Here is a 23655-nt window from a genome sequence, read left to right as displayed (position 1 = left end):
CATCGGCTTCAAGCCGCGGCAACACCGCGCGATCGCCGTCTCTCGGCCGCCGCGAGCAGATCGACGAAGGTGCGCACCTTGGCGGGCCGGAACCGGGCCGGCGGAAAGACCGCGTGGATGCCGCCTGACGGCAGGCTCCAGTCGGCAAACACCGGCACCAGCCGCCCCTCGGCGATATCGTCGCTGACGCTGTAGTCCGGAAAGACGCCGAGCCCGATGCCGACGAGCACGCAAGCCAGGGCGGCGGGGCTCTTGTCGCACATGATGACCGGATTGAGTTCGGTCAGCACCGTTTCGCCGTCCCTGGAAAACAGCCATTGGCCGATGCCGCGCAACTGGGTGTTGCCGACCCAGGCCAGCGATCTTGCCTGGCGCGGCGTCACGTCGGGCGGCAGGCTCGCCGCGAAGCCAGGGCTCGCCACCACGATCTGCCGGATCGTCCCCAGGCGCCGCGCCTGGTTCGAGGAATCGGTGAGCCAGCCGACGCGGATGCCGAGATCGATCTGCTCGTCCACCAGATTGCTGACGGCGTCGTCGAAGATCGCCTCGACGCGCATATGCGGGTAGGTTCTGAGATAGGCGGCCATGACCGGAGCCACGATCTTGGTGCCGTAGTCGAGTGGCGCCGTCAGCCTCAGCGTTCCGCTCGGTTCGACGGCCCCGCGCGAGATTTCGCCATAGGCCGCCTCCGCTTCGCGCAGGATGATCATCGCGCGGTCATAGAAGAGGCGGCCCTCTTCGGTCGGCGTGACACGCCGGGTCGTGCGCTGCAGCAGCGTTGCGCCCAGCTCCTCTTCGAGCTTGCCGATCTGATGGCTGACCACGGCCTTGGCGACGCCAAGCCGGTCGGCCGCGGCGGTGAATGAGCCGGTTTCCATCACCGTGGTGAAGTAGGCGAGCCGATTGAGGTTCAGAAGTTCGGCCAAGCTGGCTGCCCTTTGTATGATCAGATCAGACAGTTTGTATAATTGGGCGCCATTTATCGCAAGGCTGCCGTCTGCCATATGAGCGACGGCCTCGACGAGTCCGGTGGCCGGGCAGGAATGGCAGCGACTATGAGCAATTCAGAAGTGACCTATCTTTTCGATCCGCTCTGCGGCTGGTGCTATGGCGCCACCCCGATGCTCGACCGGTTGTCGGCCGCCGGCCTGAACGTCGAACTGCTGCCGACCGGCCTGTTTTCCGGCGCCGGCGCACGTCCGATGGATGAAGGCTTTGCGGCGCATGCCTGGGCGAACGACCAGCGCATCGAGCGCCTGACCGGACAATCCTTCACGCCGGCCTACCGGCACAATGTCCTCAATGTCCGTGGGACCCTGCTCGATTCACATGCCGCCACACTCGGCATCAGTGCCGCTGGCCTGGAAGATCCCAGCCGCCGGCTTGCGGCGCTGAAGACGATCCAGCATGCGCGCTATGTAGAAGGACGCGATGTCGTGACGATCGGCGGTGTGGCCGAGGTGCTCGCCGCCGCCGGCATGGCGGACGCCGCCGAAATGCTCAAGGCGCCGACCGAAACATTGCTGACGGCTCACCGCGATCTGGTTGGCCGTGGCCGTGCGCTGTTCCAGCGCCTGCATGCCGATGGCGTGCCTTCGCTCTCGGTCATCCGCAATGATGCGCCCCGGCTCATCGGTTCGAACGCGCTGTTCGGCAGCTTCGACAATCTTGTCGCCCATATCGCGGCGGCGTGATCCCATCCTCCAGACCCCCAACAAGAAATAAGGAAACAGACATGGCAAAAGTCGCTCTCATTGGTGCATCGGGCGCCGTCGGTTCACGCCTTCTCAGGGAACTCTCCGATCGCGGCCACACCGTCACCGGCATTGCGCGCAACCCGGAAAAGATCGTCGCCCTTCCGGGCGTGACGGCCAGGAAAGGCGATGTCTTCGACAGACAAGGTCTCGCGGACCTGATCCGCGGCCATGACGCGGTGATCAGCTCCGTGCATTTCCTGGACAGCGATGCCGATACGCTGATCGAGGCGGTGCGAGCCTCCGGCGTGAAGCGCTATCTGATCGTCGGCGGCGCCGGCAGTCTCGAAGTCGCACCGGGCAAGCGGCTGGTCGATAGCCCCGACTTCCCTGATATCTACAAGGCCGAAGCGCAGAAGGGCGCCGACTTCCTGGACAGATTGAAGACGGTCGACGACCTCGATTGGACGTTCCTGTCGCCATCCGCCATGTTCGTGCCTGGCGAGCGCACCGGCAAATTCCGCCTCGGCAAGGATACACTTCTCGCCTCCGACAAGGGCAGCAGCATTTCCTTCGAGGACTATGCGATCGTCATGGTCGACGAGATCGAGAAGCCGGCCCATATCAGGCAGCGCTTCACCGTCGGCTATTGAGCGAACGGGTGGCGGCGGCCGGGTCTCAATCGAGGCCGGCCGACGCCAGCCGCATCAGGGTCCGGTTCAATCTCGGTGCTGCCGCCACCAGCGCCTTGCCGATGGCCGATTGCGGTGCGTCGATGACGGTTTGGGCATCGCCGTTTTCGGCAATCCGTCCGGCATCGAGAAGGATGACGCGGTGGGCGACCGACCTGATGACGCCGAGATCATGTGAAATGAAGAGATAGGCGATCTTTTCCTGGCGTTGCAGGTCGAGCAAAAGCTCGAGGATCTCCCCGCGTACGGAGACGTCGAGCGCCGACACCGCCTCGTCGAGCACGATCAGCGACGGCTTTGTGGCGATGGCGCGGGCAATGGCGACGCGCTGCCGCTGTCCGCCGGAGATCTCATGGATGGCACGCGGGGCGAGGTTCGCCGTCAGCCCGACGCGCTCCAGCAAGGCGGCGATGCGGTGCGGGCGCTCGCCGCGGGAGGCGATACCATGGATGCGCAAGGGATCGTCGAGCACACGCGCCACCGTGGCGCGCGGATTGAAGACGGCCAATGGATCCTGGAACACCATTTGCAGGCGTGCGCGGCGTGCTCGCAGTGCTGTGCTGCGCAGGGCCAGGAAATCGTCGCTTTCGAATTCGATGCGCCCGGCGTCCGGCTCGATCAATCGCAGCACCAACCGCGCGATCGTCGACTTGCCGCTGCCGGAAGGTCCGGCCAACGCTAGCGTCTCACCGGGGTCGATGTGAAAGGAGACATCGTCGACGGCAGCGATGGTCTTGTCGCCGCGACGGTAGCGCTTGGTCAGGTTGGACACCGCCAGCAGGCTCATGCGTGGAGCCTTGCTCGGTTCAGCAACGGCCTGGTGTCGAGGCCGATATGGGCGTCGAGCAATGCACGCGTATAGGGCTGGGCCGGGGCGCCGACAATCTGCGCCGTCCTGCCAAGCTCGACCAACTGGCCATGACGGAAAACAGCGATACGCTCGGCAAGCTCGGCCGCCAGCGCGATGTCGTGGCTGATGAACAGCAGCGTCATGCCGTCCTCGGTCACCAGGCGTCGGATCAAGGCGACGATCTCGGCCTGCACGATGGTATCGAGCGCGCTGGTCGCTTCGTCGGCGATCAGCAACTTCGGACCGGCCGCAATGGCGGCGGCGATCGCCACACGCTGCTTCTGGCCGCCGGAGAGTTGATGCGGGAAGGCGCGCAAGGCCGAGTCCGGGTCCGGCAGGCGGACGCGCTCGAGCAGGCTTTTGGCCCTGGCATAGGATTGGGACCAGGTGAGGCCGAGATGGGTGCGGGCGACTTCGGCGATTTGCTTGCCGATGGTCATGACAGGATCGAGGCTGGCGGAGGGGTCCTGGAAGACGAAGCCGATGTCGCGGCCGAGGCGGGGGATGTAGCTCTGTTTGAGGGAAGACTTTCGGACTTTGCGCCTTACGAGGCCCCCCTCTGTCCTGCCGGACATCTCCCCCTCAAGGGGGGAGATTACGCCCTTGTCTCCACTTTCGCCCATCGCCAGAGATGCAGAAAGAGGGCCTGCGGGGGAACTGCCAATCTCCCCCCTTGAGGGGGAGATGTCCGGCAGGACAGAGGGGGGTGCCTTGGCGCCAGAGGGCGGCGATGATGGCAAGAACCAGTCGATCCGCCCTCCAATCCTGGAGGATCCCGGCACCAGCCCCGCGAGCGCCAGCGCCAGCGTGCTTTTGCCTGAACCGCTTTCGCCGATGATGGCGAGGCGTTCGCCATTGGCAATATCGAGGCTTACACTCCTCAGCGCTGCCACCTCATTGCCGTCACGGCGGTAGGTCACCGTCAGGTCGCGGATCGAAGCGAGCGTGGTCACGACAGGCCTCTCCTGACTGCTGTCGTCTCGACAATGCCTTCGCCGGCGAGATAGACGCCGAGCACGGTCAGCACCAGCGCTATGCCCGGGACAATCGACAGGAAGGGCGCGGTACGCAGGACAGCGCGGCCTTCGGCGATCATTCCGCCCCAGGTGACCCGGTTGGGGTCGCCGAGGCCGAGGAACGACAACGCCGCTTCGGTGAGGATCGCGGCGGCGACGATCACCGACGACATCGCCAGCACCGGCGGCAGGGCATTGGGCAGCACCTCGCGAAAGGCGATCGCCAGCGGGTGCATGCCGATGACCCTGGCCCCGGCGACATAATCGCGTTCGCGAATGGAGAGGACTTCCGCGCGGGCGACCCGGGCTGGTCCGGTCCAGGTGCCGAGCGCGATGGCAATCACGACGACGCCGAGCGACGGTCCGACGACGCTGACGAAGGCCAGTGCCAGCAGGAAGCTCGGCACGGTCTGGAAGGCGTCGGTGATGCGCATCAGCACCTCGTCGACGAGGCCGCCGGCAAAGCCGGCCAATGTGCCGACCACGGCGCCGACGACAAGTGCGGCGGCCGCGGCCGCGAGCCCGACAGCCAGCGATGTGCGGGCGCCATGAAAAAGCTCGGCCAGCACGTCGCGGCCAAGCCGGTCGGTGCCGAGCGGCAGCGACCAGTCCTGGAACGGCGGCAGCAGCGCCGGGCCGGCGATGGCCTGCGGGTCGCCGGGGAACAGCAGCGGCGCCGACAGCGCCATGGCGATCAGCGCCGCCAGGAGCATGGCGCCGGCGACCGCCTCGGGCGTGCGCAGAAAGCGGCGGAGCGGGCTCATGCGCCGGCCTCGCTGGCGCCTACGCGCGGATCGAGGAAGGCGTAGGCGATGTCGACGAGCAAATTGATGACAAGGACCAGGACTGCGCTGGTGAGGATAATGCCGAGCAGAAGCGGCGTGTCGCGGGAGGCGACCGCCTCCTGCGCCAGCCGGCCGAGGCCGGGCACGGAAAAAACGCTCTCGATGACGACGCTGCCGCCGAGCATCTGCGCCGACTGCAGGCCGAGCATGGTGACCAGCGGCAGCAGTGCATTGCGGGCGACGTGGGCGAGCACGATGCGGCGGCGTGACAATCCTTTGGCGCGCGCGGCCAGGACGAAGTCCTGCCGCCAGACCTCGGCCATGCCGGCGCGCATCATGCGCAGATAGAGCGCCAGATAGATGAAACCGAGGGCGGAAACAGGCAAGACGAGATGGACGGCGATGTCGGCGGCGCGGTCAAGACCGGTTTTGTCCGAGGCCAGGGTTTCGATGCCGCCGATCGGCAGCCAGCGCAGGTCGACGGCAAAGACGACGATCAGCACCAGGCCGAGCCAGAAACCCGGCACTGCATAGAGCGCCAGCGAGCCGATCGACAGGAAGCGGTCGCGGAAGCTGCCCGGCTGTGCGCCGGCGTAGATGCCGAGTGCCGAGCCGAGCCCGAAGGAGAGCGCGGTGGCGCTGACCATCAACAGCAGCGTGTTGGGCAGGCGTTCGAGGATGACGTCGCGGATCGGCCTGGAGAAGGTCACCGACTGGCCGAGATCGAGATGCAACAGCGCCCAGAGATAGTTGGCGAGCCGCGTCAGCTCCGACTGGTCGAGGCCCCAGCGATGACGCAACAATTCGATCATGCCGGCGTCGCCGCCGGTCGAGACAATATAGGCGTCGACCGCGTCGCCGGGGGCGGCCTCGAGCAAAAGGAACGTGCCGACGACGACGATCAGCAGCACGAAGACGCTGCCGATAAGGCGACGGCGGATGAGCGTGAGGGCGCGGGTCATGCGGGCGTCGGAGGCTTGGCACTGAGTCGCCCAAGAGAGATGTCGCGCCTGAGCGCCCCCCTCTGTCCTGCCGGACATCTCCCCCTCAAGGGGGGAGATTGGATGTCACCGACGGCTTCGCCAATTTTCGAGGTTGCATAATTGGCGGGGCGGACAAATAGCCGATCTCCCCCCTTGCGGGGGAGATGTCCGGCAGGACAGAGGGGGGTGTGAAGGAACTCGGCCTTCGGCCAAATTCCCCTTTTCTCGCGAACTTTCATCCGCGCAATTCTGTCACGATTCCAGATACGTGTCCGCCCAGTTCGACACCGCCCAGCGCGGGTTGTTTGCTATGTTGCCGACAGTGTCGCGCGCGACGCTGATAAAACTCCATTCGGCGACGTTGATCAGCGGCAGGTCGGTGGCCACCTCCTTCTGGAATTCCTTGTAGAGGTCGGTGCGGGCTGATGTGTCGAGCGTTTCTGATGCCTTGGCGATGAGCGCGTCGAGCGCGTCGTTCTTGTAGCCGCCCTGGTTGGAGAACGGCACGCCGTCCGGAATGCCGCTCTGCACCAGGATGGTGGTCGAGATCGCCGGGTCGCCGCGGAACACCGGCGGGCCGACCGCGAGGTCGAAGGCGTGGTCGGTGTAGACCGCCTTGATGTGCGCGGCCGAGTCGTTGTTGACCAGTTGGGCGTCGATGCCGATGGCGGCGAGCGCCTGGCGCAGATAGTCGCCGAACTGCTTGGTCTCGTTGAAATAGGGCGCAGGCAGCAGCTTGAGCGAAAAGCGGTTGCCGTCGGCGCCTTTCTTGTAGCCAGCCTCGTCAAGCAGCGCGTTGGCCTTGGCGACGTCGAAGGCATAGGTCGGCACGTCGGCGGTGTAGAATTGCGGATCGTTCTTCGGCACCGGGCCGGTGGCTGTCGCGGCATAGCCGAGGAACACCGTCTTGACGACGAAATCCTTGTCGATGGCATGCGCGATCGCCTGGCGGACCTTCACGTCTGCCAGCTCCTTGCGGCGATGGTTGATCTCGACGACGAGCTGATAGGTCAGCCCTTCGTAACCTTTGGAGATCACCTTCAGGCCCGGCACCTTGGAGATGCGGTCGAGGTCGGCCAGCGGCACGGCGGAAAAGGCTGCAAGCTGGATCTCCTCGGCCTCCAGCGCGCTCGCCGCTGACGTGCGATCCGGCAGAACCTGATAGATGATCTCGTCGAGATAGGGCTCGTCCTTGCCCCAGTAGTCGGTGTTTTTGGTCAGCCGGTAATATTGGCCGGCCTTGTGCTCGCCGAATTTGAACGGTCCGGTGCCGATCGGCGCGTTGTTGGCCGGGTTTTCCGCGATCTTGCCGACCTCATAGATGTGCTTCGGCACCACGCTGCTCAGCGCCGGCAGCGCGTTGCGGATCAGCTGGAATGGCGTCGGCTTGGCGAATTTGAACACGGCGGTGAGATCGTCAGGGGTGTCGACGCTGGCCAGATCCTTGAACACGGTGCGGCCGAGATTCTGCAGCGGCTTCCAGATCTGCAGCGCCGAGAAGGCGACGTCGGCCGAGGTGAACGGTTTGCCGTCATGCCATTTGACGCCGTCGCGCAGTTTGAACGTCACTGAGAGCCCGTCGGCGGCACCCTCCCAGCTCAGCGCCAGCCGTGGCGCGAGTCCGTCGTTGCCGTCGAATGAGGCTTCGGCCAGCGTTTCGACGATCTTGCTGGAGATGAAGAAGACGCCGTTGGAGGCGACGATCGCCGGGTTGAGGTTGCGTGGTTCGGAATCGGCGGCAAGCACCAGCCGCCCGCCCTTCTTCGGCGTCTGCGCCCAGGTAGGTGCCGGCATGGCGGTGGAGGCCAGCAGCATTGCCGAGCCGGCAAGCATCGTGCGTCTGGAAATCGTGAAACCTGACATGATCGAACTCCGTCCTCTCCGCGACCCGACCGGGTGCGCCAATACCCCTCGGACGCCGGCAAGCCCGCCAGCATCCCTTGCGGCGGCGATTATGAGCCTTGCCGAGGGTTTCGCCAGAGACGGAATTGGCGCATCCTCGCTTGGCTTTGAAATTTTCGTCCGCTGGACCAGTTTGGAGGAAGCCGGTCAATCCGATCAATCTGGTAGGACCAGATTGGCTTGATATGGAACGAATGACGATATGGTGACATCGAACGGTGCTGTTTTTCCCATTTCTGGCTGGACCAGAGTGGGCAAAATGGTGCAGATTTGTGCCAGCTAGGGGATCGGGAGCAAAACAGCCGGCGATCCCAGGCAATTCAGGGAGAGAGAGATGAACATTGCTCCGGGCAAGAATGCCGTCGGCAATATCCCGTTCGACCACGCAAGGGTCGACCGGCTGATGGAGGAGGCCGGCATCGACGTGCTGCTCGCCACCTCCAAGCACAACACGCAATACCTGCTGGGCGGCTACAAGTTCATCTTCTTCGCCGCCATGGATGCGATCGGCCATAGCCGATACCTGCCGATCGTGGTGTACGAAAAGGGCGGGCCGGACCATGCCGCCTATATCGGCAACCGCATGGAGGGCGGCGAGCATCAGAACAACCCGTTCTGGACGCCGACGCTGCACGCCGCCTGCTGGGGCACGCTCGACGCCGCCAACCTTGCGGTCGAGCATCTGCAGAAGATCGGCAAGGCCGGCGCCCGCATCGGCATCGAGCCCGGCTTTCTGCCGTCGGATGCCTATACGCTGATCCGCAAGGCATTGCCGGATGCCAGGCTGATCGACGCGACCGACATGCTGGAGCGCATGCGCGCCATCAAGACCGATGCGGAACTGGAGAAGCTGCGCACGGCCTCCGAACTGATCACCGATTCCATGCTGGCGACCATCCAATGGGCGCGCGAAGGCACGACCAAGAGCGAGATCATCGAGCATCTGCGGCGCGAGGAAACCAATCGCGGCATCCATTTCGAGTATTGCCTGCTGACGCTGGGTTCCAGCCACAACCGCGCCGCTTCACCGCAGGCGTGGAAGCAAGGCGAGGTGCTGTCAATCGATTCCGGCGGCAATTATCATGGCTATATCGGCGACCTCTGCCGGATGGGCATTCTCGGCGAACCGGATGCCGAACTGGAAGATCTGCTGGCCGAGGTCGAGACGGTGCAGCAGGCGGCCTTCTCAAAAGTCAAAGCGGGCACGCTGGGCGGCGACATGATTTCCCATGCCGAGGGCGTGCTGAAGGCTTCGAAGGTCGCGCCCTACACGGATTTCTTCGCCCATGGCATGGGGCTGATCACACATGAGGCGCCGTTCCTGATGACCAACCATCCGGTGACCTATGAGGGCACCTATGCGGCAAAGCCGCTGGAGAAGAACATGGTGCTGTCGGTGGAGACAACCATGCTTCACCCGACGCGCGGCTTCATCAAGCTGGAGGACACGCTGGCGGTTACCGAAACCGGCTATGTGATGTTCGGTGATCGGGGGCGGGGGTGGAACAGGGGTGGTACTCTTTAGGACGAAGGCGGGCGCTGCCCCTCATCCGCCTGCCGGCACCTTCTCCCCGTATAGTGACGGGGAGAAGAGGGCAGCCGCGCCCTCGGCGCCTATTTGCGGCGTGAAAACTAGCGAAAGCGCCGATGACTGCGTCTTTCTCCCCGTCACTATACGGGGAGAAATGTCCGGCAGGACAATGAGGGGCAGCGCTACCCTAGAACGAGTTCATCACTGCCCCGGCGGAATCAGCTTGAAATCCGGCAGCTCGCGCAAAACCAGTTCAGGTCCTGCCGGCGAATAGACGACGAAAAGCTGCATCGGCCCGTCACCGGTGTTGAGCGTCGAATGGAAGCGGCTTTCCGGGACATAGATGGTGCAGCCGGGGCCAACTTTTGCGACCACCGGATTGCCTTTTTCGTCCTCGACCATCTGCTCGCCATGACCAGAGATGACGAAGATGATTTCTTCCGCGCCCGGATGGTTGTGGCGCGTGTGACCCTTGCCGGAAGGCAGGTCCACCACACCGCCGGAAAACCGGGTCGCGCCATTCACTTCGGGCGCCACCGTCAGCGCCAATTTTCCCCAGTCGAAGCCGAAGGCGCTGACGTCCTTCGGATAGACAAACATTTTGCTCTTGTCGGTCATTTCTCTCATCCCTTCTTTTTCTTAGTCTTCTCACCACCAAGCGTCACCGCCTTGAAATCCGCCGTCTGTTTGGCGATCGCGGCTTCCGCCGGCAGCCGTTCCATCGAGCTGGCGCCATAGAAGCCGTGCAGGCCCTTGGCATGGGAGAGGATGTAGCGGGCGTCGTCCGGCATCGAGATCGGCCCGCCATGGCAAAGCAGGATGACATCCTTGCGCACCGAGCGCGCCGCGTTGGCGATGGCGTCGATCTCGACGATGCAGTCGTCGAGCGACTTGGCCGAGGTGGCGCCGATCGAGCCGCCTGTCGTCACACCCATATGGGCGACGACGATGTCGGCGCCGGCTTTTGTCATGGCGCGGGCCTCGTCCGGGTTGAAGACATAGGGCGTGGTCAAGAGGTCGAGCTTGTGCGCCTCGGCGATCATGTCGACCTCGAGGCCGAAGCCCATGCCGGTCTCTTCGAAACTCTGCCGCATGCTGCCGTCGAACAGGCCGATGGTGGGAAAGTTCTGCACGCCGGAAAAGCCCATCGTCTTCAGCTCTGCCAGCAGCAGCGGCATGATGACGAACGGGTCGGTGCCGTTGACGCCGGCCAGCACCGGCGTGTGTCTGACCACCGGCAGCACCTCATAGGCCATTTCCTTGACGATCTCGTTGGCATTGCCATAGGCGAGCAGGCCGGCGGCCGAGCCGCGCCCGGCCATGCGGTAGCGGCCGGAATTGTAGATGATGATGAGGTCGATGCCGCCGGCCTCCTCGGCCTTGGCCGACAGGCCGGTGCCGGCGCCGCCGCCGACGATCGGCACGCCCTTGTCGATCATTCCCCTGAATTTCTTCAATATGTCCTTGCGCGGTATGGCAGGCATTTTTTGAGATCTCTCACTGTCTGACGATGTCGAGGAAGGCCGCTGTTGCAGCCTTGGCGAATTCCGGGTCGTTGATGTGGAGCGGAAGGCGTGTCACGCGGCGTGTGCCGTTCGGGTTGATGGTGCGCTCGATGGACGCGAACAGGACGGCGTCGGCCTCCGGATCGAAGAAAGCGCCGCCCTCGATGTCGAGCGCCGAGACGCCCTTTTCCGGGATGAGAAAATGCACCGGCCCCTCGCAGCGGGCGAGCCTGGTGCCGATCCACTCGCCGATCGCACAGCATTCCTGCGCCGTGGTGCGCATCAGCGTGACGTTGGGATTGTGCTCGTAGAACAGCCGGCCGCGATGGTATTCCGGGATGGTCGAAGGCGCCCAGAAATTCACCATGTCGAGCGCGCCGACCGAACCGACATAGGGCAGCCTCGCGCGGGCGATGGCGCCGAAACGGTCCTCTGTCGCCGGCAGCACGCCGCCGAACAGCAGATCACAAACTTCGGTCGTGGTGATGTCGATGATGCCGGACAGTAGGCCGCTGTCGGCCAGCTTTTCCATGCTGCGGCCGCCGGTGCCGGTGGCGTGGAAGACCATGCAGTCATATCTGGAACGGAGCTGGTCGGCGATGGCGGTCACGCAAGGCGTGGTGACGCCGAACATGGTGAGGCCGATCGATGGTTTGCCGCCGGGCGGCGGCGCCGGGCTGGCCGCCATGCCTGATATGGCTTGAGCCGCATTGTGCAGCACGACACGGGAGAGCCGGTTCAGTCCGGCCATGTCGGTCACCGCAGGCATCATGATGATGTCGGAGACATCGACATAGGGAGCCGTATCGCCGGAGGCGAGCGTCGAGACCATGATCTTGGGCAGGCCGAGCGGCAGGGCGCGCATGCCCGACGTGACGATCGAGGTGCCGCCACCGCCGCCGATGCCGATCATGGCTGCGATGTCGTTGCGCGATTGGGCAAAGCGGGCGAAGGCGATGCCCATCGCGGCGACCGCGGCGCCACGGTCATTGCCGCCGAGCACGGCGCCGCGGCCGCCGGGATGATGGTCGGCGATTTCCCTCGCGCTGATATCGACGGGGATGGTTGCGTCGCGCGTTCCGACATCGACACGACAAACCAGGGCGCCCGCAGCAGTGATCGCATCGGCCAGGAAGGCGAGTTCCTCGCCCTTGGTGTCCGCGGTACCCACCACATAGATACGCTTCATTGCGCTCCCCCAATCCCGGCGGGCGATGCCGCCCCCATCGCTCATTGCCCGGGCCACTCGACGATGCGGACACCATTGCAAATTTTTGAGACGCGCGTATCGTATTGGTATGAATGTCTCACGTCAACAATCGGCTGCGAGCGACGACGCTGAACGGGCAACCGGCCCAGTGCCCGAACGTGGGCCGCGCGCGCGGACCAAACGGCTGATGCTGGAGACGGCAACAAGGCTGATGCAGGCGGGCGTCACGCCCTCGGTCAGCGAGGTCGCCGAGGCGGCCGAGGTTTCCCGTGCCACCGCCTATCGTTACTTCCCGAGCCAGTCGGCACTGGTGCAGGCCGTCGTCGACGAGGGGCTGGGGCCAATCCTCACCTGGCAATCGACCTCCGCCGATGCCGAGCGCCGGGTCGCGGAGCTGTTCGATACGGCCATGCCGCGCATCGAGGCCTTCGAGGCCACGTTCAAGGCAGCACTGAAGCTGTCGCTCGATCAATGGGCGCGGCGTCAGGCCGGCACGCTGGGCGGCGAGCCCGCCTTTACGCGCGGCCACCGCATCGACTTGCTGAAAGATGCGATCGCGCCGCTCGAGGGCCGTTTGCCGCCGCGCGACTTCAAGCGGCTGGCGCAGGCGCTGTCGCTGATCTTCGGCGTCGAGGTGCTGATTGTGCTTAAGGATATCTGGGGACTGGACAGCCGCCGGACGAGGGCGGTCGCACAGTGGGCAGCCGGGGCGCTGGTGCGTGCAGCAGTCGCGGAATCGGTCGATGAAGGAGGCAGCCCCGATCCGAAGGCAGTCATGAAATAGAGCCTATCTGGTTCGACCAGATTGGCATGCACGCTACTGATCTTAGCCGTTGAGTGGGGTGTCGGACAATACCCAATCATATCACTGAGTAGGAAAATCTTGGTAAAACAGGCAGATAAAGCCGGAATCCGATGGCAATGACCACGTCCAGCTGTCAAGAAAGGGCTTGACGTGCATGCAAAATTGGTAATACCAGATTGGATCAGAAAAGCGGATCGAAAGTGAGGGCTGCGATCCATTTTCCGGCAGGGGCGAGGAGGCTCGAAACCGGGAAGGTGCGATCACGGGAGGAACTACCAGGGCCGGCCCCGTTGCCGGCTCGCACGATAAGGTAGAACGCGCACAAGGGAGGAAATCATTATGCGCAAGTTAGTGACCAGCGCACTTGCTGGTATCGGCTTAACGCTTGCCTGCGGAACGTCCGTTTACGCGCAGGACAAAGAACTCACCATATTCTGGGCGGAGTGGGATCCGGCGAACTATTTGCAGGAACTCGTCAATCTCTACGAGGCCGAGACCGGCGTGAAGGTCACGGTCGAAACCACGCCTTGGTCCGACTTCCAGACCAAGGCATTCACCGAGTTCAACGCCAAGGGCAGCGCCTACGACATGGTGGTCGGCGACTCGCAGTGGATCGGTGCCGCATCCGAGGCGGGCCACTATGTCGACCTTACCGACTTCTTCAACAAGCATAATTTGAAGGAGGTGATGGCGCCGGCGACTGTCAAGTACTACGCCGAATATCCGTCGGCCTCTGGCAAGTACTGGTCGATCCCGGCCGAGGGTGACGCAGTCGGCTGGTCCTACCGTAAGGACTGGTTCGAGGACCCCAAGGAAATGGAAGCGTTCAAGGCCAAGTATGGCTACGATCTCGGCGTGCCGAAGGATTTCAAGGCGCTGCGCGACATTGCCGAATTCTTCCACCGTCCCGACCAGAAGCGCTACGGCGTCGCCATCTACACCGACAATTCATATGATGCCCTGGTGATGGGCGTCGAGAACGCCATCTTCTCCTACGGCGGCGAACTTGGCGACTATGCCACTTACAAGGTCGACGGGATCATCAACTCCGATCAGAACGTCAAGGCGCTCGAGGTCTACAAGGAACTCTATTCCTTCACACCTCCTGGTTGGGCCAAGAGCTTCTTCATCGAGGACAACCAGGCGATCACCGAGAATCTGGCTGCGATGAGCATGAACTACTTCGCCTTCTTCCCGGCGCTCATCAACGAAGCCTCGAACCCGAATGCCAAGAACACAGGCTTCTTCGCCAACCCTGCCGGCCCGAACGGCGACCAGTTCGCCGCGCTCGGCGGCCAGGGCATCTCCGTCATCTCCTATTCCAACAACAAGGAAGAGGCGATGAAGTTCCTGGAATGGTTCATCAAAGACGAGACGCAGAAGAAGTGGGCGGAACTCGGCGGTTACACGGCAAGTGCCAAGGTGCTCGAGTCGCCTGAATTCCAGAACGCCACGCCTTACAACAAGGCTTTCTACGAAACCATGTTCAAGGTGAAGGACTTCTGGGCGACGCCGGAATATGCCGAGCTGCTCATCGCGATGAACCAACGCGTCTATCCGTACATCACCGGCAATCAGGGCACGGCCAAGGAAGTGCTCGATGCGCTCGCCGCGGACTGGAACGCGACGTTCAAAAAGTACAACCGCGTGAAGTAAGCGGCACTAACGCTCGGAAGGGGTGGGAGCCCACCCCTTCCGTTTTCTTTTCTCAAGGAAGGAACTGGCTTTGGCCACTGCAGTCATGACCACGCTGGATCCCAACTCGCGCTCCGCCACCCGCGGCATGAGCGACCTCACGATCCGAAATCTCTTCATCATCCCGACGATCGTTTTCCTGATCGTCTTCAACATCTTTCCACTGCTCTATTCGCTCGGCTATTCGTTCACCGACTTTCGCGCGTCGAGCCCGGCGGCGGCCAATTTCGTCGGACTGCAAAATTATCGCGAACTGCTCAACGACCCGTTCATCTGGTCGAATTTCGCCATCACCGCCAAATATGTCATCGTCTCCGTGGTCGGTCAGGTCATCGTCGGCTTTGGCGTGGCGTTGCTGCTCAACCGCGATATCCCGCTGAAGGGCCTGCTGACGACATTGCTGCTGTTGCCGATGATGCTGTCGATGGCCGTCGTCGGTCTGTTCTGGAAGCTGCTCTATGATCCGTCATGGGGTGTCATCAACTATGCACTCGGCCTCGGCAATTTCGAATGGCTGTCCAACCCTGACATGGCGCTCTACGCGGTTGCCATCACCGACATCTGGATGTGGTCGCCCTTCGTCATGCTGCTGTCGCTTGCCGGCCTGTCGGCAGTGCCGAAGCACCTCTACGAGGCGGCGGCGATCGACCGCGCCGGCTCGTTCTATACCTTCTTTCGCATTACGCTGCCGCTGGTCGCGCCGATTCTGATGATCGCGATCATCTTCCGCACCATGGAGGCGTTCAAGACCTTCGATCTCGCCTACATCCTGACCAGCCAGCCAACCACCGAGGTGATCTCGATCCGGCTCTACAAGATGGCGTTCCAGGAATGGCAGACCGGGCGCTCCTGCGCGCTTGCCTACATCGTGCTGATCATGGTGCTGGCTATCACCAACATCTACGTCAAATACCTCAACAAGGTGAAGGAGCGCTGAGATGGCCGCCGTCCGCACTTCTTCCGAAATCGGCTTCAATCGCGTCGCCATCGTTGTCGTCCTTTTGGTGACGATCATCTTCCTGGCGCCGATCTACTGGATCGCCTCGACGGCGTTCAAGCCGCGCAATCTTGCCACGACCATCCCGCCGACGGTGGTGTTCCAGCCGGAGATATCGCCCTTCGTCAAACTGTTCACCAAGCGCTCGCAACTGCGCAGCGCGCCGACGCCGGAAGAGTATGCGGCAGCGCCCTGGTGGGAGCGCGTCGTCTTCGACGGCGGTGAAAAGATCGTGCGCGACGGCAAGGGCCAGGTGCAATGGTCCGGCTATCCGAGCCGCTTCATGAACTCGCTGATCATCGCCATCACCTCCACGGTGCTGGCGGTCGGCATGGGCACCTTCACCGCCTATGGCTTTTCGCGCTTCAAGGTGAAGGGGGAGGCTGACCTGCTCTTCTTCATCCTGTCGACACGCATGCTCCCGCCGGTGGTGGTGGCGATCCCGATGTTCCTGATGTACCGGGCGGTCGGCCTCAACGACACGCATGTGGGCCTGATCATCCTCTACACCGCCTTCAACCTGTCCTTCTCGGTGTGGCTGATGAAGGGTTTTATGGATGAGATACCGAAAGAGTATGAAGAGGCGGCCCTGGTCGACGGTTACACGCGCATGGAGGCCTTCTTCAAGATCGTGCTGCCCGAGGCGGCCACCGGCATCGCCGCCACCGCGGTGTTCTGCTTCATCACCGCGTGGAACGAATATGCCTTCGCACTGATCATGACCAACCGCCGCGCCCAGACCGCACCGCCCTTCATCCCGAGCCAGGTCGGCTCGGGCCTGCCGGACTGGACGGTGATCGCCGCCGGAACCTTTCTGTTCCTGCTGCCGGTCGCGATCTTCACGTTCCTGCTCCGCAACCATCTGCTGCGCGGCATGTCCTTCGGAGCGATTCGCAAATGAGCTTTCGTGCCATCAACCAGAAATATCTGGAGCCCGGTTCGCAGGTGCTGATGGTGCTCGGCATCATAGCACTCTGCCAGCCCTGGAACCTGTTGTTGCACACATATGGCCTGACCATCATCCTGATCGGGCTGGTCGGCTTCAACGTCACCTCCAAGATCGCACCTGAGGAAAAGGCCGGTACCGGCCAGGTGCGCAATCCGGGAGCACAGCATTGACCCAGATCGAGCTTCGCGGCGTCCAGAAATTCTTCGGCGCCGTCCAGGTCATCAAGGACCTGAACCTCAAGATCGCCGACAACGAGTTCATCGTGCTGCTGGGCCAGTCGGGCTGCGGCAAGACGACAACGCTGCGCGCCATCGCCGGGCTGGAAACCATCGACGAGGGCGACATCTTCATCGACGGCAAGCCGGTACAGCATTTGAAGGCCGCCGACCGCGACATCGCCATGGTGTTCCAGTCGTTCTCGCTCTATCCGCATATGAGCGTCTACGAGAACATCGCCTTCCCCTTGCGTGCCACGCGCAAGAGCAAGACGGAGATCGACAGCGAGGTTCGCTCCGTCGCCAAGACGCTGCAGATCACCGACCTGCTGGACAAGAAGCCGTCGGCGCTCTCGGGTGGCGACATGCAGCGCGTCGCCATCGGCCGGGCGCTGGTGCGGCGGCCGAAGGCCATGCTGATGGACGAGCCGATCGGCGCGCTCGACGCCAAGCTGCGCGAGGAGATGCGCGCGGAAATCAAGCGGCTGCACATCAAGCAGGGCTCGACCACCATCTATGTCACGCACGACCAGATCGAGGCCATGAGCCTGGCCGACCGCATCGTCATCATGCACGCAGGCGTCTTGCAGCAGGTCGGCACGCCCGACGAGGTCTATTCGCAGCCGGCAAATCTGTTCGTGGCGCAATTCGTCGGCAGCCCGGTGATGAATGTCACCGATGCCGCAGTCGCCGAGACCGGATCCGCGGTCTCGGTAACGGTCGGCGGCGCGGCTTCCGGCTTCGAATTTCCGCAGGCATTGCTGTCGAAGCTCAACGGCCATGCCGGGCGGCAGCTCGCGCTGGGCATCCGACCGGAGGGCGTGCTCATTCGGCGCGAGGCAACCGAGGGCTTCGTTGCTGTCGACACGCATATCGTCGAGCCGCTCGGCTCCTTCGACATCGTCGATCTCAAGGTGGGAACCGAGTTGCTGCGGGCCCGCACCAAGAGCGGCTTCGTTGCCGGACCCGGTGAAAGGGTCTTCGCCAGGATCGACCCGACCCAGGCGCACTTCTTCGACAAGGCAAGCGGCAAGTCGCTTGAGGTGAGACTCTGATGGCCCATATCCAGCTCAAGAACATCTCGAAGACCTTCGGCAACCACACTGCGCTCACCGGGCTCGATCTCGATATTGCCGATGGCGAGTTCTTCGTGCTGCTGGGCGAGACGGGCGCCGGCAAGACGACGACGCTGCGGCTTATCGCCGGCCTGGAAAAGCCGAGCGAAGGCCAGGTCTTCATCGACGGCGTCGACGTCGCCGACTGGGGTGCGGCCGAGCGTGACGTGGCGCTGGTGCTGCAGCAATACTCGCTTTATCCGCGCTACACGGTGCGCGAAAATCTAGAATTCCCGCTCAAGCCGAAAATCCGCCGGCTGCCCGACGCCGAGATCAAGGATCGCGTCGACCGTGCCGCCCGTACGCTGCGGATCGAGCATCTGCTCGACCGCAAGACGGATCGGCTGTCCGGCGGCGAGATGCAGCGCGTCTCGATCGGCCGCGCCATCGTGCGCAAGCCGCGTGTGTTCCTGATGGACGAGCCGCTGTCTGCGCTCGACGCCAAGCTGCGCGAGGCGCTGCGGACTGAACTGAAGAACCTGCAGATGCAGCTCGGCGCCACCTTCCTGTTCGTCACCCACGACCAGATCGAGGCGATGTCGATGGGCGACAAGGTGGGCGTGCTCAACCATGGCCGCATCGTCCAGACCGGTACGCCGCACGAGATCTACAACAACCCGCGCGACACCTATGTGGCAAGCTTCGTCGGCTCGCCGCCGATGAACCTCATCGACGGCAAGCTTGTGAACGGCCGCGCGGTGATGGCTCCGTTGAACTTCGAACTGCCTTTTTCGCAGGGCGCCAAGACTTTTGGGGGGCTAAAGGCGGGTGCGGCGACCGACGGTCGCCCGCTCGTCTTCGGCATTCGTCCCGAGGACGTCTATCTCGAGAGCGGCGCGCCGGTCGAGGCGCGCGTCCACGACGTCGAGAATCACGGCGTCGAAAAGATCCTGACGCTGCGCGTCGGCGACGCGACGCTGCGTGCCACCGTGCCGGCCAGGACTGACGTCGCCATCGAGCAGGCGGTGCGCTTTGCCTGGAACCCCGACAAGGTGGTGCTGTTCGACAAGGGCAGCGGCGTCAGCTTGCGACACGCCTCATAGGCTGCATCCCAGCCTATTTCTGGAAGTAGGTTTCGTAGGGCGTGTCGTTGATCAGCAGGATCACGCATTCCGTGTCGGAGACGCAGGCGTCGTCATGCATCTCATCGGCCTTCTGGGTCCAATAGGATCCAGGAGGCAGTTCGACCTTGGTCGCCTCGCCGCCATCCATCTGCCAGTGCGCCCACAGCCCCTTTATGACCACCGCGCGATATCCGCGGTGTGCGCATGGACCGGTGCACGCCAGTTGCCGGGAACCTTCAGCAACGTGCCTGCCGGGCCCTTGGCCCGCTCGCCCCACAATGGGCCAAGACGATGCGGCTGGTCGGGTACTTCCGCCACATAGGGGATCTTGTCGGCCGGCAGGTAGCTGTCCTCGAGGGCAAAGGCGCGCCCGGGAACCGCAAGCATGACGGCGAGTGCGATGACCTTCGGATAATTTGGCATTGGTTCTCCTCTTCGGACCGACTGGACGCCGGCCTCTGGCTGCTTGGTTCTGGCAAGCTATTGCATGCGGGTGGCCCGGCAATGGCATTGCGTCCGGAAGGCTTGGCAATTCATCCAGACCCGGCAATTCATCCAGACCCGGCAAGCCACGGCCGCGGATCCGGGATCGCCTCAGCGGTTTTCGGAGGTGCAGTCGAGGGTGCGCAGGTGGCTGGGCGCGATGCCTAGGATGCGCTTGAACGCCCGGCTGAACGATGCTTCGGAATCGTAACCCAGTCTGGCGGCGACCACTGAAACCCGCATCCGATCGTCGATCAGCCATTGCCGCGCCTGGTGCATGCGTATCCGGGCGACATATCTCGCCGGTGTTTCGCCAACGATGGCCGTGAAGCGTTCGGCGAAGGCCGATCGCGAGGCGCCCATTTCGCGCGCCAGCGCTTCGACAGTCCAGTTCCTGTCGGGCTGCAGATGAATGGCGGCAAGTACGCGGCCGATGTCGCGATCCTTGATCGCCGCGGTCCAGCCTCTGGTGTCGCCGCCACTGTTTTCTACCCAGGAACGGATGATGCTTGCAGCCAGCACGTCGGCCAGTCGCGCCAGCATGCCGCCAGAGCCGGCCCGGTTCATGGTGATTTCGCCGGCCATAGCTTCCAGCAGATGCGGAATACCTGGCTCGCCAGCCATCAATTCCTTGGCGCGCATCATGTCCGGCATCATGCCCAGCAAGGGGTGCGACCCGTCCAGGTTGAAGTGCATGCTGCCGCAAAACAGCAAGGTTTTCGGGCCGTGGCCGCCGTTGGAGACATTGAAGACATTGTCCTGCAAAGGCTCGACAGTGTAGCTTTCGATCGGCACGGCCGGAATGCCAGGCGCGCTGGCAACGACATGCTCGGCACCGCGCGGCAATAGCAATGCATCGCCGGGTGTCAGCTCAATCCATTCCCCGGCTGGCGAAAACAGCCAGCATTGGCGGCGGCCGATAAAGTGAAACCTTGCTGCCTTCTGGGCAGGAAACAACACGGCCCATGGGTTTGAAAGTTCGCAGCGGCCATAGTCGACGCCATCGAGCCACAATCCGCGCAAGATGTCGGTTAGCGGACCGTCCGAGGCCGGCAGGCCAGTCTTGGGCGAGGTGAAAACCATGCTGATTTCTCTAGCCTGGAATCACCAGTCCGTCACGGCCTCCATGCGTCAGCTCAGGGGCAACAAACTCGGGCCAACGGGTTCCTCCGCCGGGGCGTCGGCTGACGTAGTATCAGACGCAAAACCCACCTGTGCGGCGGGTCACTGGCGCAAATCAGCACCATGGGCAAAAATGTAGCATAGCTGAGGTCACGGAGTCAAGAAAAAATTCCTATCGCGAAAAGCTGCCGGCAAAAAAACTGCCGGGACCGCCGAACTGGGTGCCGCCTTTGTCAAGCTGAGTTCGGAACCCTGTGCGTCAGCTGGCCTGGCGGATATCGGCCTGTTCCTCGGCCCGGAGATGGCTGGGCGCCGAGCCGATGACGCGCTTGAAGGCGCGGCTGAAGGCGGCGTCCGATTCATAGCCGAGACGCGCCGCAACGACGGAGATCTTAATCCGGTCGCGGACCAGCCATTGCCGTGCCTGATGCATTCTGACCTGGGTGACATATTTTGCCGGGGTTTCGCCAACGGTGGTGGCGAAACGCTCGGCAAATCCCGATCGCGAGGCGCCCATCATCCGGGCCAGCGACTCGACCGTCCAGTCATGGTTCGGTTCGAGATGGATGGCTGCCAGCACGCGTCCGATTTCCGGGTCCCTGACGGCGGCGATCCAACCGGAGGCGTCACCGCAGCCGCGCTCGACCCATGAGCGGATGACGGTGGCGGCCAGCACGTCGGCCAGCCGCGCCAGGATGCCGCCGGAGCCGACGCGCTCCATTGTCACCTCACGCGCCATCGATTCCAGCAGATGCGGAATGCCAGGCTCATAGGCTTCCAACTCATGCGTGCGCATCACATCCGGCATCATGCCGAGCAGGGGATGCAGGCCATCGAGATTGAAGTACATGCTGCCGCAAAACAACAGGGTTCCCGGCCGGCAGCATTCCGACATGCCTTCGTTCGACGTGCAGTAGACGTCCTTGCAGACCTCCTCGACTTCGTAGCCATGGATCGGCCAGGCCTGGGCGCCGGGCTCGCTGGCCAGCACGTGCGCCGCACCGCGCGGCAGCAGCACCGCGTCGCCTGCCTTGAGTTCCACCCATTCGCCGGATGGCTGCTTCAGCCAGCAGCCTTTGCGGCCGATGAAATGAAACCGCGCCGCTGGCTGGGCTGGAAACTGAATGCCCCAGGGTTCCTTCAGTTCGAAGCGGCCGTATTCGACGCCATCGAGGCGCAAGCCACGCAAAATGTCGGTGAGCGGGTCGCCAGTGATCGGAATTTTGGACGAATTGTCAAGCATGATGGGGTTTCTAGCATGGAAGCTCCAGGTGGTCACTGCCTATGTTGCGTTGCAGCCAGATGCTGCGCTGCAAAACAACTCGGAGACTGACCATGGCCGAACAGGCGACAGGCGTCATCGACGCCACACTTTTGAACCCTGCGGACTCTGACGAACGAACCGAGCCGGCCTGGGGCGCCGTTGTTTCGCTGGCACTTGGTGTTTTTGGCCTCGTCACCGCTGAATTTCTCCCCGCCAGCCTGCTGACACCGATGGCGCGCGATCTCGGCGTCAGCGAAGGCGTGGCCGGACAGGCGGTGACGGCAACCGCGATCGTCGGAGCCATTGCCGCACCCACCATGGCCATCATCACCAGGCGTATGGATCGCAGGCTGGTGATGTGGATGCTGACTGTATTCCTGATCCTGTCCAATCTTCTGGCCACCTTTGCCTCATCGCTGCCCGTGCTTCTGCTTGCCCGTGTCGTGCTCGGCGTAGCACTTGGCGGCTTCTGGGCGATGTCGGCAGCGATGGCGCTGCGGCTGGTGCCGATGCGGCTGATGCCGCGCGCCATGTCGATCATCCTGACCGGCGTTTCGCTGGCGACCGTCTGCGCGGCGCCGGTCGGCGCCTATGTCGGCGACATCTGGGGCTGGCGCACGGCATTCATGATTGCGACCGTCGTCGCCGCCCTGGCACTGCTGGTGCAACTGGCCACCATTCCGAAATTGCCTCCCGTGGGTGTTGCAAGCTTCCGCACCTTGCTCGACGTGCTGAAGCGTCCGTCGATCAGGGTGGCGCTGCTGGTCGTGCTGCTGGTCGCTTCGGGACACTTTGCCGGCTTCACCTATGTCCGTCCGTTCCTCGAGAAGGTGCCCGTGCTCGACATCGAGACGATCTCGCTGGTGCTGCTGGCCTATGGCATTGGCGGTTTCTTCGGCAATGTCGCCGGCGGCATCCTGGCCGAGCGCAGCCTCAAGGCAGCCGTTGCGCTGGCGCCGTTGCTGATCGCAATGGCCGCCGCCTCGATGCTGATTTTCGGGGCTTCGCCGACGATCGCCGCTGCCGCCGTCGCGGTCTGGGGCTTTGCTTTCGGCGCGGTGCCGGTCGGGCTGCAGAGCTGGCTGGTGCGGGCCGCGCCCGATCAGGCAGAAAGTGCCGGCGGACTGATGGTGGCGACGTTCCAGGTGGCGATCGCGCTCGGCGCCGTCTTCGGTGGCCTGCTGGTCGACCACACCGGCGTCGCCAGTGCCTTCGCCTATTGCGGCGCCGCGACATTGCTGGCGGCCATCGTTGTGTTCCTGCGCGGCCCGAAGCAGGCCGAGTAGCCTGGCCGCAATCAGGCTTCCCTGACACTGCGCGTCGGCCCGAGAACCATCACGGCTTTCGGGCCGGCGCCGTTGTGATGGCAGGGGCGAACAAACTCAGGCCGACCGCCCGTCGAAATCGAAAACCGACAGGGTCGAGGGGTCGAGATCGGCCACGCAGTTGATGTTGATGTAGGCACTGCGTTCGCTGCCTTCGCGGACATCCTCCGCAAAGGGATGGATGCCGCAGGCCCGGCAGAACCGGTGCGCGATGGCATGATTGCCGAATGTGTAGGTGCCGAGATCGTCGCCCCAGGCCAGGACCTGCAAGGTCCCGTGCGGGATGGCACACAACAGGGCGCCCTTGCGCGAGCAGATCGAGCAATTGCACCGCAAGGCGCCCGTCAGTTCGGCCTTGAATTCGAAGGCGACCTTGCCGCAGTGGCAGCTGCCTTTGTAGAGCATCGGATTTTCCTCGCATTAGACAGGGTGCAAAACCGCCTGCGCCGGGTT

Annotated in this window: 23 protein-coding genes and 1 pseudogene; 11 read left to right on the top strand and 13 right to left on the bottom strand. The window is 63.4% G+C overall.

What is annotated here, in order from left to right:
• Positions 1–8: 8 nt before the first annotated feature.
• Positions 9–926 carry a LysR family transcriptional regulator gene (locus NKJ37_RS22300; RefSeq protein ID WP_352775006.1) on the bottom strand — a complete coding sequence of 306 codons (918 nt, stop codon included), beginning with the start codon at positions 924–926 and terminating at the stop codon, positions 9–11.
• A gap of 129 nt (positions 927–1055) precedes the next feature.
• Here NKJ37_RS22300 and NKJ37_RS22295 point away from each other — a divergent pair, with 129 nt between their 5' ends.
• Both NKJ37_RS22295 and NKJ37_RS22290 read left to right on the top strand, forming a co-directional pair.
• Positions 1056–1694: a DsbA family protein gene (locus tag NKJ37_RS22295; protein WP_127397363.1), complete on the top strand. Its 639-nt coding sequence runs from the start codon at positions 1056–1058 to the stop codon at positions 1692–1694.
• 41 nt (positions 1695–1735) lie between these two features.
• Positions 1736–2347, top strand: a complete 612-nt coding sequence (locus NKJ37_RS22290) for an NAD(P)-dependent oxidoreductase (RefSeq protein ID WP_127322455.1) — start codon at positions 1736–1738, stop codon at positions 2345–2347.
• A gap of 25 nt (positions 2348–2372) precedes the next feature.
• Here the strand turns inward: NKJ37_RS22290 and NKJ37_RS22285 are convergent, their stop codons facing one another.
• The 5 genes from NKJ37_RS22285 to NKJ37_RS22265 form a co-directional block, all read right to left on the bottom strand.
• Positions 2373–3173, bottom strand: a complete 801-nt coding sequence (locus NKJ37_RS22285) for an ATP-binding cassette domain-containing protein (protein ID WP_352775001.1) — start codon at positions 3171–3173, stop codon at positions 2373–2375.
• Positions 3170–4189: an ABC transporter ATP-binding protein gene (locus NKJ37_RS22280; RefSeq protein WP_502902007.1), complete on the bottom strand. Its 1020-nt coding sequence runs from the start codon at positions 4187–4189 to the stop codon at positions 3170–3172. Before NKJ37_RS22280 ends, NKJ37_RS22285 begins: the two co-directional genes overlap by 4 nt.
• Positions 4186–5016, bottom strand: a complete 831-nt coding sequence (locus NKJ37_RS22275) for an ABC transporter permease (protein WP_128308121.1) — start codon at positions 5014–5016, stop codon at positions 4186–4188. The genes NKJ37_RS22280 and NKJ37_RS22275 overlap by 4 nt, the downstream gene beginning before the upstream one ends.
• The gene (locus NKJ37_RS22270; protein ID WP_352774997.1) at positions 5013–5999 is read right to left on the bottom strand and encodes an ABC transporter permease; all 987 of its coding nucleotides are present in this window, start codon (positions 5997–5999) and stop codon (positions 5013–5015) included. The genes NKJ37_RS22275 and NKJ37_RS22270 overlap by 4 nt, the downstream gene beginning before the upstream one ends.
• Positions 6000–6272: 273 nt before the next feature.
• The gene (locus tag NKJ37_RS22265) at positions 6273–7883 is read right to left on the bottom strand and encodes an ABC transporter substrate-binding protein (RefSeq protein ID WP_352774994.1); all 1611 of its coding nucleotides are present in this window, start codon (positions 7881–7883) and stop codon (positions 6273–6275) included.
• Between the two features lie 373 nt (positions 7884–8256).
• On the opposite strand from NKJ37_RS22265, the gene NKJ37_RS22260 reads away from it, so the two are divergent.
• Positions 8257–9447, top strand: a complete 1191-nt coding sequence (locus NKJ37_RS22260; protein WP_352774992.1) for a M24 family metallopeptidase — start codon at positions 8257–8259, stop codon at positions 9445–9447.
• 207 nt (positions 9448–9654) lie between these two features.
• Here NKJ37_RS22260 and NKJ37_RS22255 read toward each other — a convergent pair whose 3' ends face one another.
• From NKJ37_RS22255 to NKJ37_RS22245, 3 genes are read right to left on the bottom strand one after another with little or no spacing between them, the layout of a single operon-like run.
• On the bottom strand, positions 9655–10071 hold the full coding sequence (locus NKJ37_RS22255; protein ID WP_352774989.1) for a cupin domain-containing protein: 417 nt from the start codon (positions 10069–10071) through the stop codon (positions 9655–9657).
• A 5-nt stretch (positions 10072–10076) separates the two neighbouring features.
• A complete protein-coding gene (locus NKJ37_RS22250; protein WP_352774987.1) occupies positions 10077–10937 on the bottom strand; it encodes a phosphoenolpyruvate hydrolase family protein in 861 nt (286 codons plus the stop codon).
• Between the two features lie 13 nt (positions 10938–10950).
• Positions 10951–12147, bottom strand: a complete 1197-nt coding sequence (locus tag NKJ37_RS22245; protein ID WP_352774984.1) for a Tm-1-like ATP-binding domain-containing protein — start codon at positions 12145–12147, stop codon at positions 10951–10953.
• 109 nt (positions 12148–12256) lie between these two features.
• On the opposite strand from NKJ37_RS22245, the gene NKJ37_RS22240 reads away from it, so the two are divergent.
• The 7 genes from NKJ37_RS22240 (at position 12257) to NKJ37_RS22210 (ending at position 18987) form a co-directional block, all read left to right on the top strand.
• Positions 12257–12952, top strand: a complete 696-nt coding sequence (locus NKJ37_RS22240) for a TetR/AcrR family transcriptional regulator (RefSeq protein WP_352774983.1) — start codon at positions 12257–12259, stop codon at positions 12950–12952.
• A gap of 360 nt (positions 12953–13312) precedes the next feature.
• Positions 13313–14629, top strand: a complete 1317-nt coding sequence (locus tag NKJ37_RS22235; RefSeq protein ID WP_127268333.1) for an ABC transporter substrate-binding protein — start codon at positions 13313–13315, stop codon at positions 14627–14629.
• A 70-nt stretch (positions 14630–14699) separates the two neighbouring features.
• The gene (locus NKJ37_RS22230; protein ID WP_023812446.1) at positions 14700–15605 is read left to right on the top strand and encodes a carbohydrate ABC transporter permease; all 906 of its coding nucleotides are present in this window, start codon (positions 14700–14702) and stop codon (positions 15603–15605) included.
• 1 nt (position 15606) lies between these two features.
• Positions 15607–16566, top strand: a complete 960-nt coding sequence (locus tag NKJ37_RS22225; protein ID WP_127268334.1) for a carbohydrate ABC transporter permease — start codon at positions 15607–15609, stop codon at positions 16564–16566.
• Positions 16563–16784: a hypothetical protein gene (locus tag NKJ37_RS22220; protein ID WP_127268335.1), complete on the top strand. Its 222-nt coding sequence runs from the start codon at positions 16563–16565 to the stop codon at positions 16782–16784. Before NKJ37_RS22225 ends, NKJ37_RS22220 begins: the two co-directional genes overlap by 4 nt.
• Positions 16781–17884 carry an ABC transporter ATP-binding protein gene (locus NKJ37_RS22215; RefSeq protein ID WP_352440816.1) on the top strand — a complete coding sequence of 368 codons (1104 nt, stop codon included), beginning with the start codon at positions 16781–16783 and terminating at the stop codon, positions 17882–17884. Before NKJ37_RS22220 ends, NKJ37_RS22215 begins: the two co-directional genes overlap by 4 nt.
• Entirely contained in the window at positions 17884–18987 is a 1104-nt protein-coding gene (locus NKJ37_RS22210) for an ABC transporter ATP-binding protein (protein WP_128304526.1), read from the top strand. Before NKJ37_RS22215 ends, NKJ37_RS22210 begins: the two co-directional genes overlap by 1 nt.
• 13 nt (positions 18988–19000) lie before the next feature.
• On the opposite strand, the pseudogene NKJ37_RS22205 reads toward NKJ37_RS22210, so the two are convergent.
• The 3 genes and pseudogenes from NKJ37_RS22205 to NKJ37_RS22195 form a co-directional block, all read right to left on the bottom strand.
• Positions 19001–19431, bottom strand: a pseudogene (locus NKJ37_RS22205) (DUF4437 domain-containing protein).
• A 171-nt stretch (positions 19432–19602) separates the two neighbouring features.
• Positions 19603–20574: an AraC family transcriptional regulator gene (locus NKJ37_RS22200; RefSeq protein WP_352440817.1), complete on the bottom strand. Its 972-nt coding sequence runs from the start codon at positions 20572–20574 to the stop codon at positions 19603–19605.
• A 298-nt stretch (positions 20575–20872) separates the two neighbouring features.
• On the bottom strand, positions 20873–21856 hold the full coding sequence (locus NKJ37_RS22195; protein WP_352440818.1) for an AraC family transcriptional regulator: 984 nt from the start codon (positions 21854–21856) through the stop codon (positions 20873–20875).
• Positions 21857–21948: 92 nt separating this feature from the next.
• Here NKJ37_RS22195 and NKJ37_RS22190 point away from each other — a divergent pair, with 92 nt between their 5' ends.
• Positions 21949–23163 carry an MFS transporter gene (locus NKJ37_RS22190; RefSeq protein WP_352774980.1) on the top strand — a complete coding sequence of 405 codons (1215 nt, stop codon included), beginning with the start codon at positions 21949–21951 and terminating at the stop codon, positions 23161–23163.
• A 96-nt stretch (positions 23164–23259) separates the two neighbouring features.
• Here the strand turns inward: NKJ37_RS22190 and NKJ37_RS22185 are convergent, their stop codons facing one another.
• A complete protein-coding gene (locus NKJ37_RS22185) occupies positions 23260–23607 on the bottom strand; it encodes a GFA family protein (protein WP_023812455.1) in 348 nt (115 codons plus the stop codon).
• Positions 23608–23655: the final 48 nt, after the last annotated feature.

This window comes from Mesorhizobium sp. M0140, assembly GCF_040322475.1.
In the GTDB taxonomy this organism is placed as follows: domain Bacteria; phylum Pseudomonadota; class Alphaproteobacteria; order Rhizobiales; family Rhizobiaceae; genus Mesorhizobium.
The sequence above is the reverse complement of the archived record's forward strand: the minus strand, read 5'-3'. Positions and strand labels throughout refer to the sequence as shown.

What these genes read in the sequence shown, in the direction of transcription:
- NKJ37_RS22295 (WP_127397363.1), top strand. Translation starts at nt 1,056, where the DNA reads ATGAGCAATTCAGAAGTGACCTATCTTTTCGATCCGCTCTGCGGCTGG.
- NKJ37_RS22290 (WP_127322455.1), top strand. Translation starts at nt 1,736, where the DNA reads ATGGCAAAAGTCGCTCTCATTGGTGCATCGGGCGCCGTCGGTTCACGC.
- NKJ37_RS22285 (WP_352775001.1), bottom strand. Translation starts at nt 3,173, where the DNA reads ATGAGCCTGCTGGCGGTGTCCAACCTGACCAAGCGCTACCGTCGCGGC.
- NKJ37_RS22275 (WP_128308121.1), bottom strand. Translation starts at nt 5,016, where the DNA reads ATGAGCCCGCTCCGCCGCTTTCTGCGCACGCCCGAGGCGGTCGCCGGC.
- NKJ37_RS22270 (WP_352774997.1), bottom strand. Translation starts at nt 5,999, where the DNA reads ATGACCCGCGCCCTCACGCTCATCCGCCGTCGCCTTATCGGCAGCGTC.
- NKJ37_RS22265 (WP_352774994.1), bottom strand. Translation starts at nt 7,883, where the DNA reads ATGTCAGGTTTCACGATTTCCAGACGCACGATGCTTGCCGGCTCGGCA.
- NKJ37_RS22260 (WP_352774992.1), top strand. Translation starts at nt 8,257, where the DNA reads ATGAACATTGCTCCGGGCAAGAATGCCGTCGGCAATATCCCGTTCGAC.
- NKJ37_RS22255 (WP_352774989.1), bottom strand. Translation starts at nt 10,071, where the DNA reads ATGACCGACAAGAGCAAAATGTTTGTCTATCCGAAGGACGTCAGCGCC.
- NKJ37_RS22250 (WP_352774987.1), bottom strand. Translation starts at nt 10,937, where the DNA reads ATGCCTGCCATACCGCGCAAGGACATATTGAAGAAATTCAGGGGAATG.
- NKJ37_RS22245 (WP_352774984.1), bottom strand. Translation starts at nt 12,147, where the DNA reads ATGAAGCGTATCTATGTGGTGGGTACCGCGGACACCAAGGGCGAGGAA.
- NKJ37_RS22240 (WP_352774983.1), top strand. Translation starts at nt 12,257, where the DNA reads ATGAATGTCTCACGTCAACAATCGGCTGCGAGCGACGACGCTGAACGG.
- NKJ37_RS22235 (WP_127268333.1), top strand. Translation starts at nt 13,313, where the DNA reads ATGCGCAAGTTAGTGACCAGCGCACTTGCTGGTATCGGCTTAACGCTT.
- NKJ37_RS22225 (WP_127268334.1), top strand. Translation starts at nt 15,607, where the DNA reads ATGGCCGCCGTCCGCACTTCTTCCGAAATCGGCTTCAATCGCGTCGCC.
- NKJ37_RS22220 (WP_127268335.1), top strand. Translation starts at nt 16,563, where the DNA reads ATGAGCTTTCGTGCCATCAACCAGAAATATCTGGAGCCCGGTTCGCAG.
- NKJ37_RS22210 (WP_128304526.1), top strand. Translation starts at nt 17,884, where the DNA reads ATGGCCCATATCCAGCTCAAGAACATCTCGAAGACCTTCGGCAACCAC.
- NKJ37_RS22200 (WP_352440817.1), bottom strand. Translation starts at nt 20,574, where the DNA reads ATGGTTTTCACCTCGCCCAAGACTGGCCTGCCGGCCTCGGACGGTCCG.
- NKJ37_RS22195 (WP_352440818.1), bottom strand. Translation starts at nt 21,856, where the DNA reads ATGCTTGACAATTCGTCCAAAATTCCGATCACTGGCGACCCGCTCACC.
- NKJ37_RS22190 (WP_352774980.1), top strand. Translation starts at nt 21,949, where the DNA reads ATGGCCGAACAGGCGACAGGCGTCATCGACGCCACACTTTTGAACCCT.
- NKJ37_RS22185 (WP_023812455.1), bottom strand. Translation starts at nt 23,607, where the DNA reads ATGCTCTACAAAGGCAGCTGCCACTGCGGCAAGGTCGCCTTCGAATTC.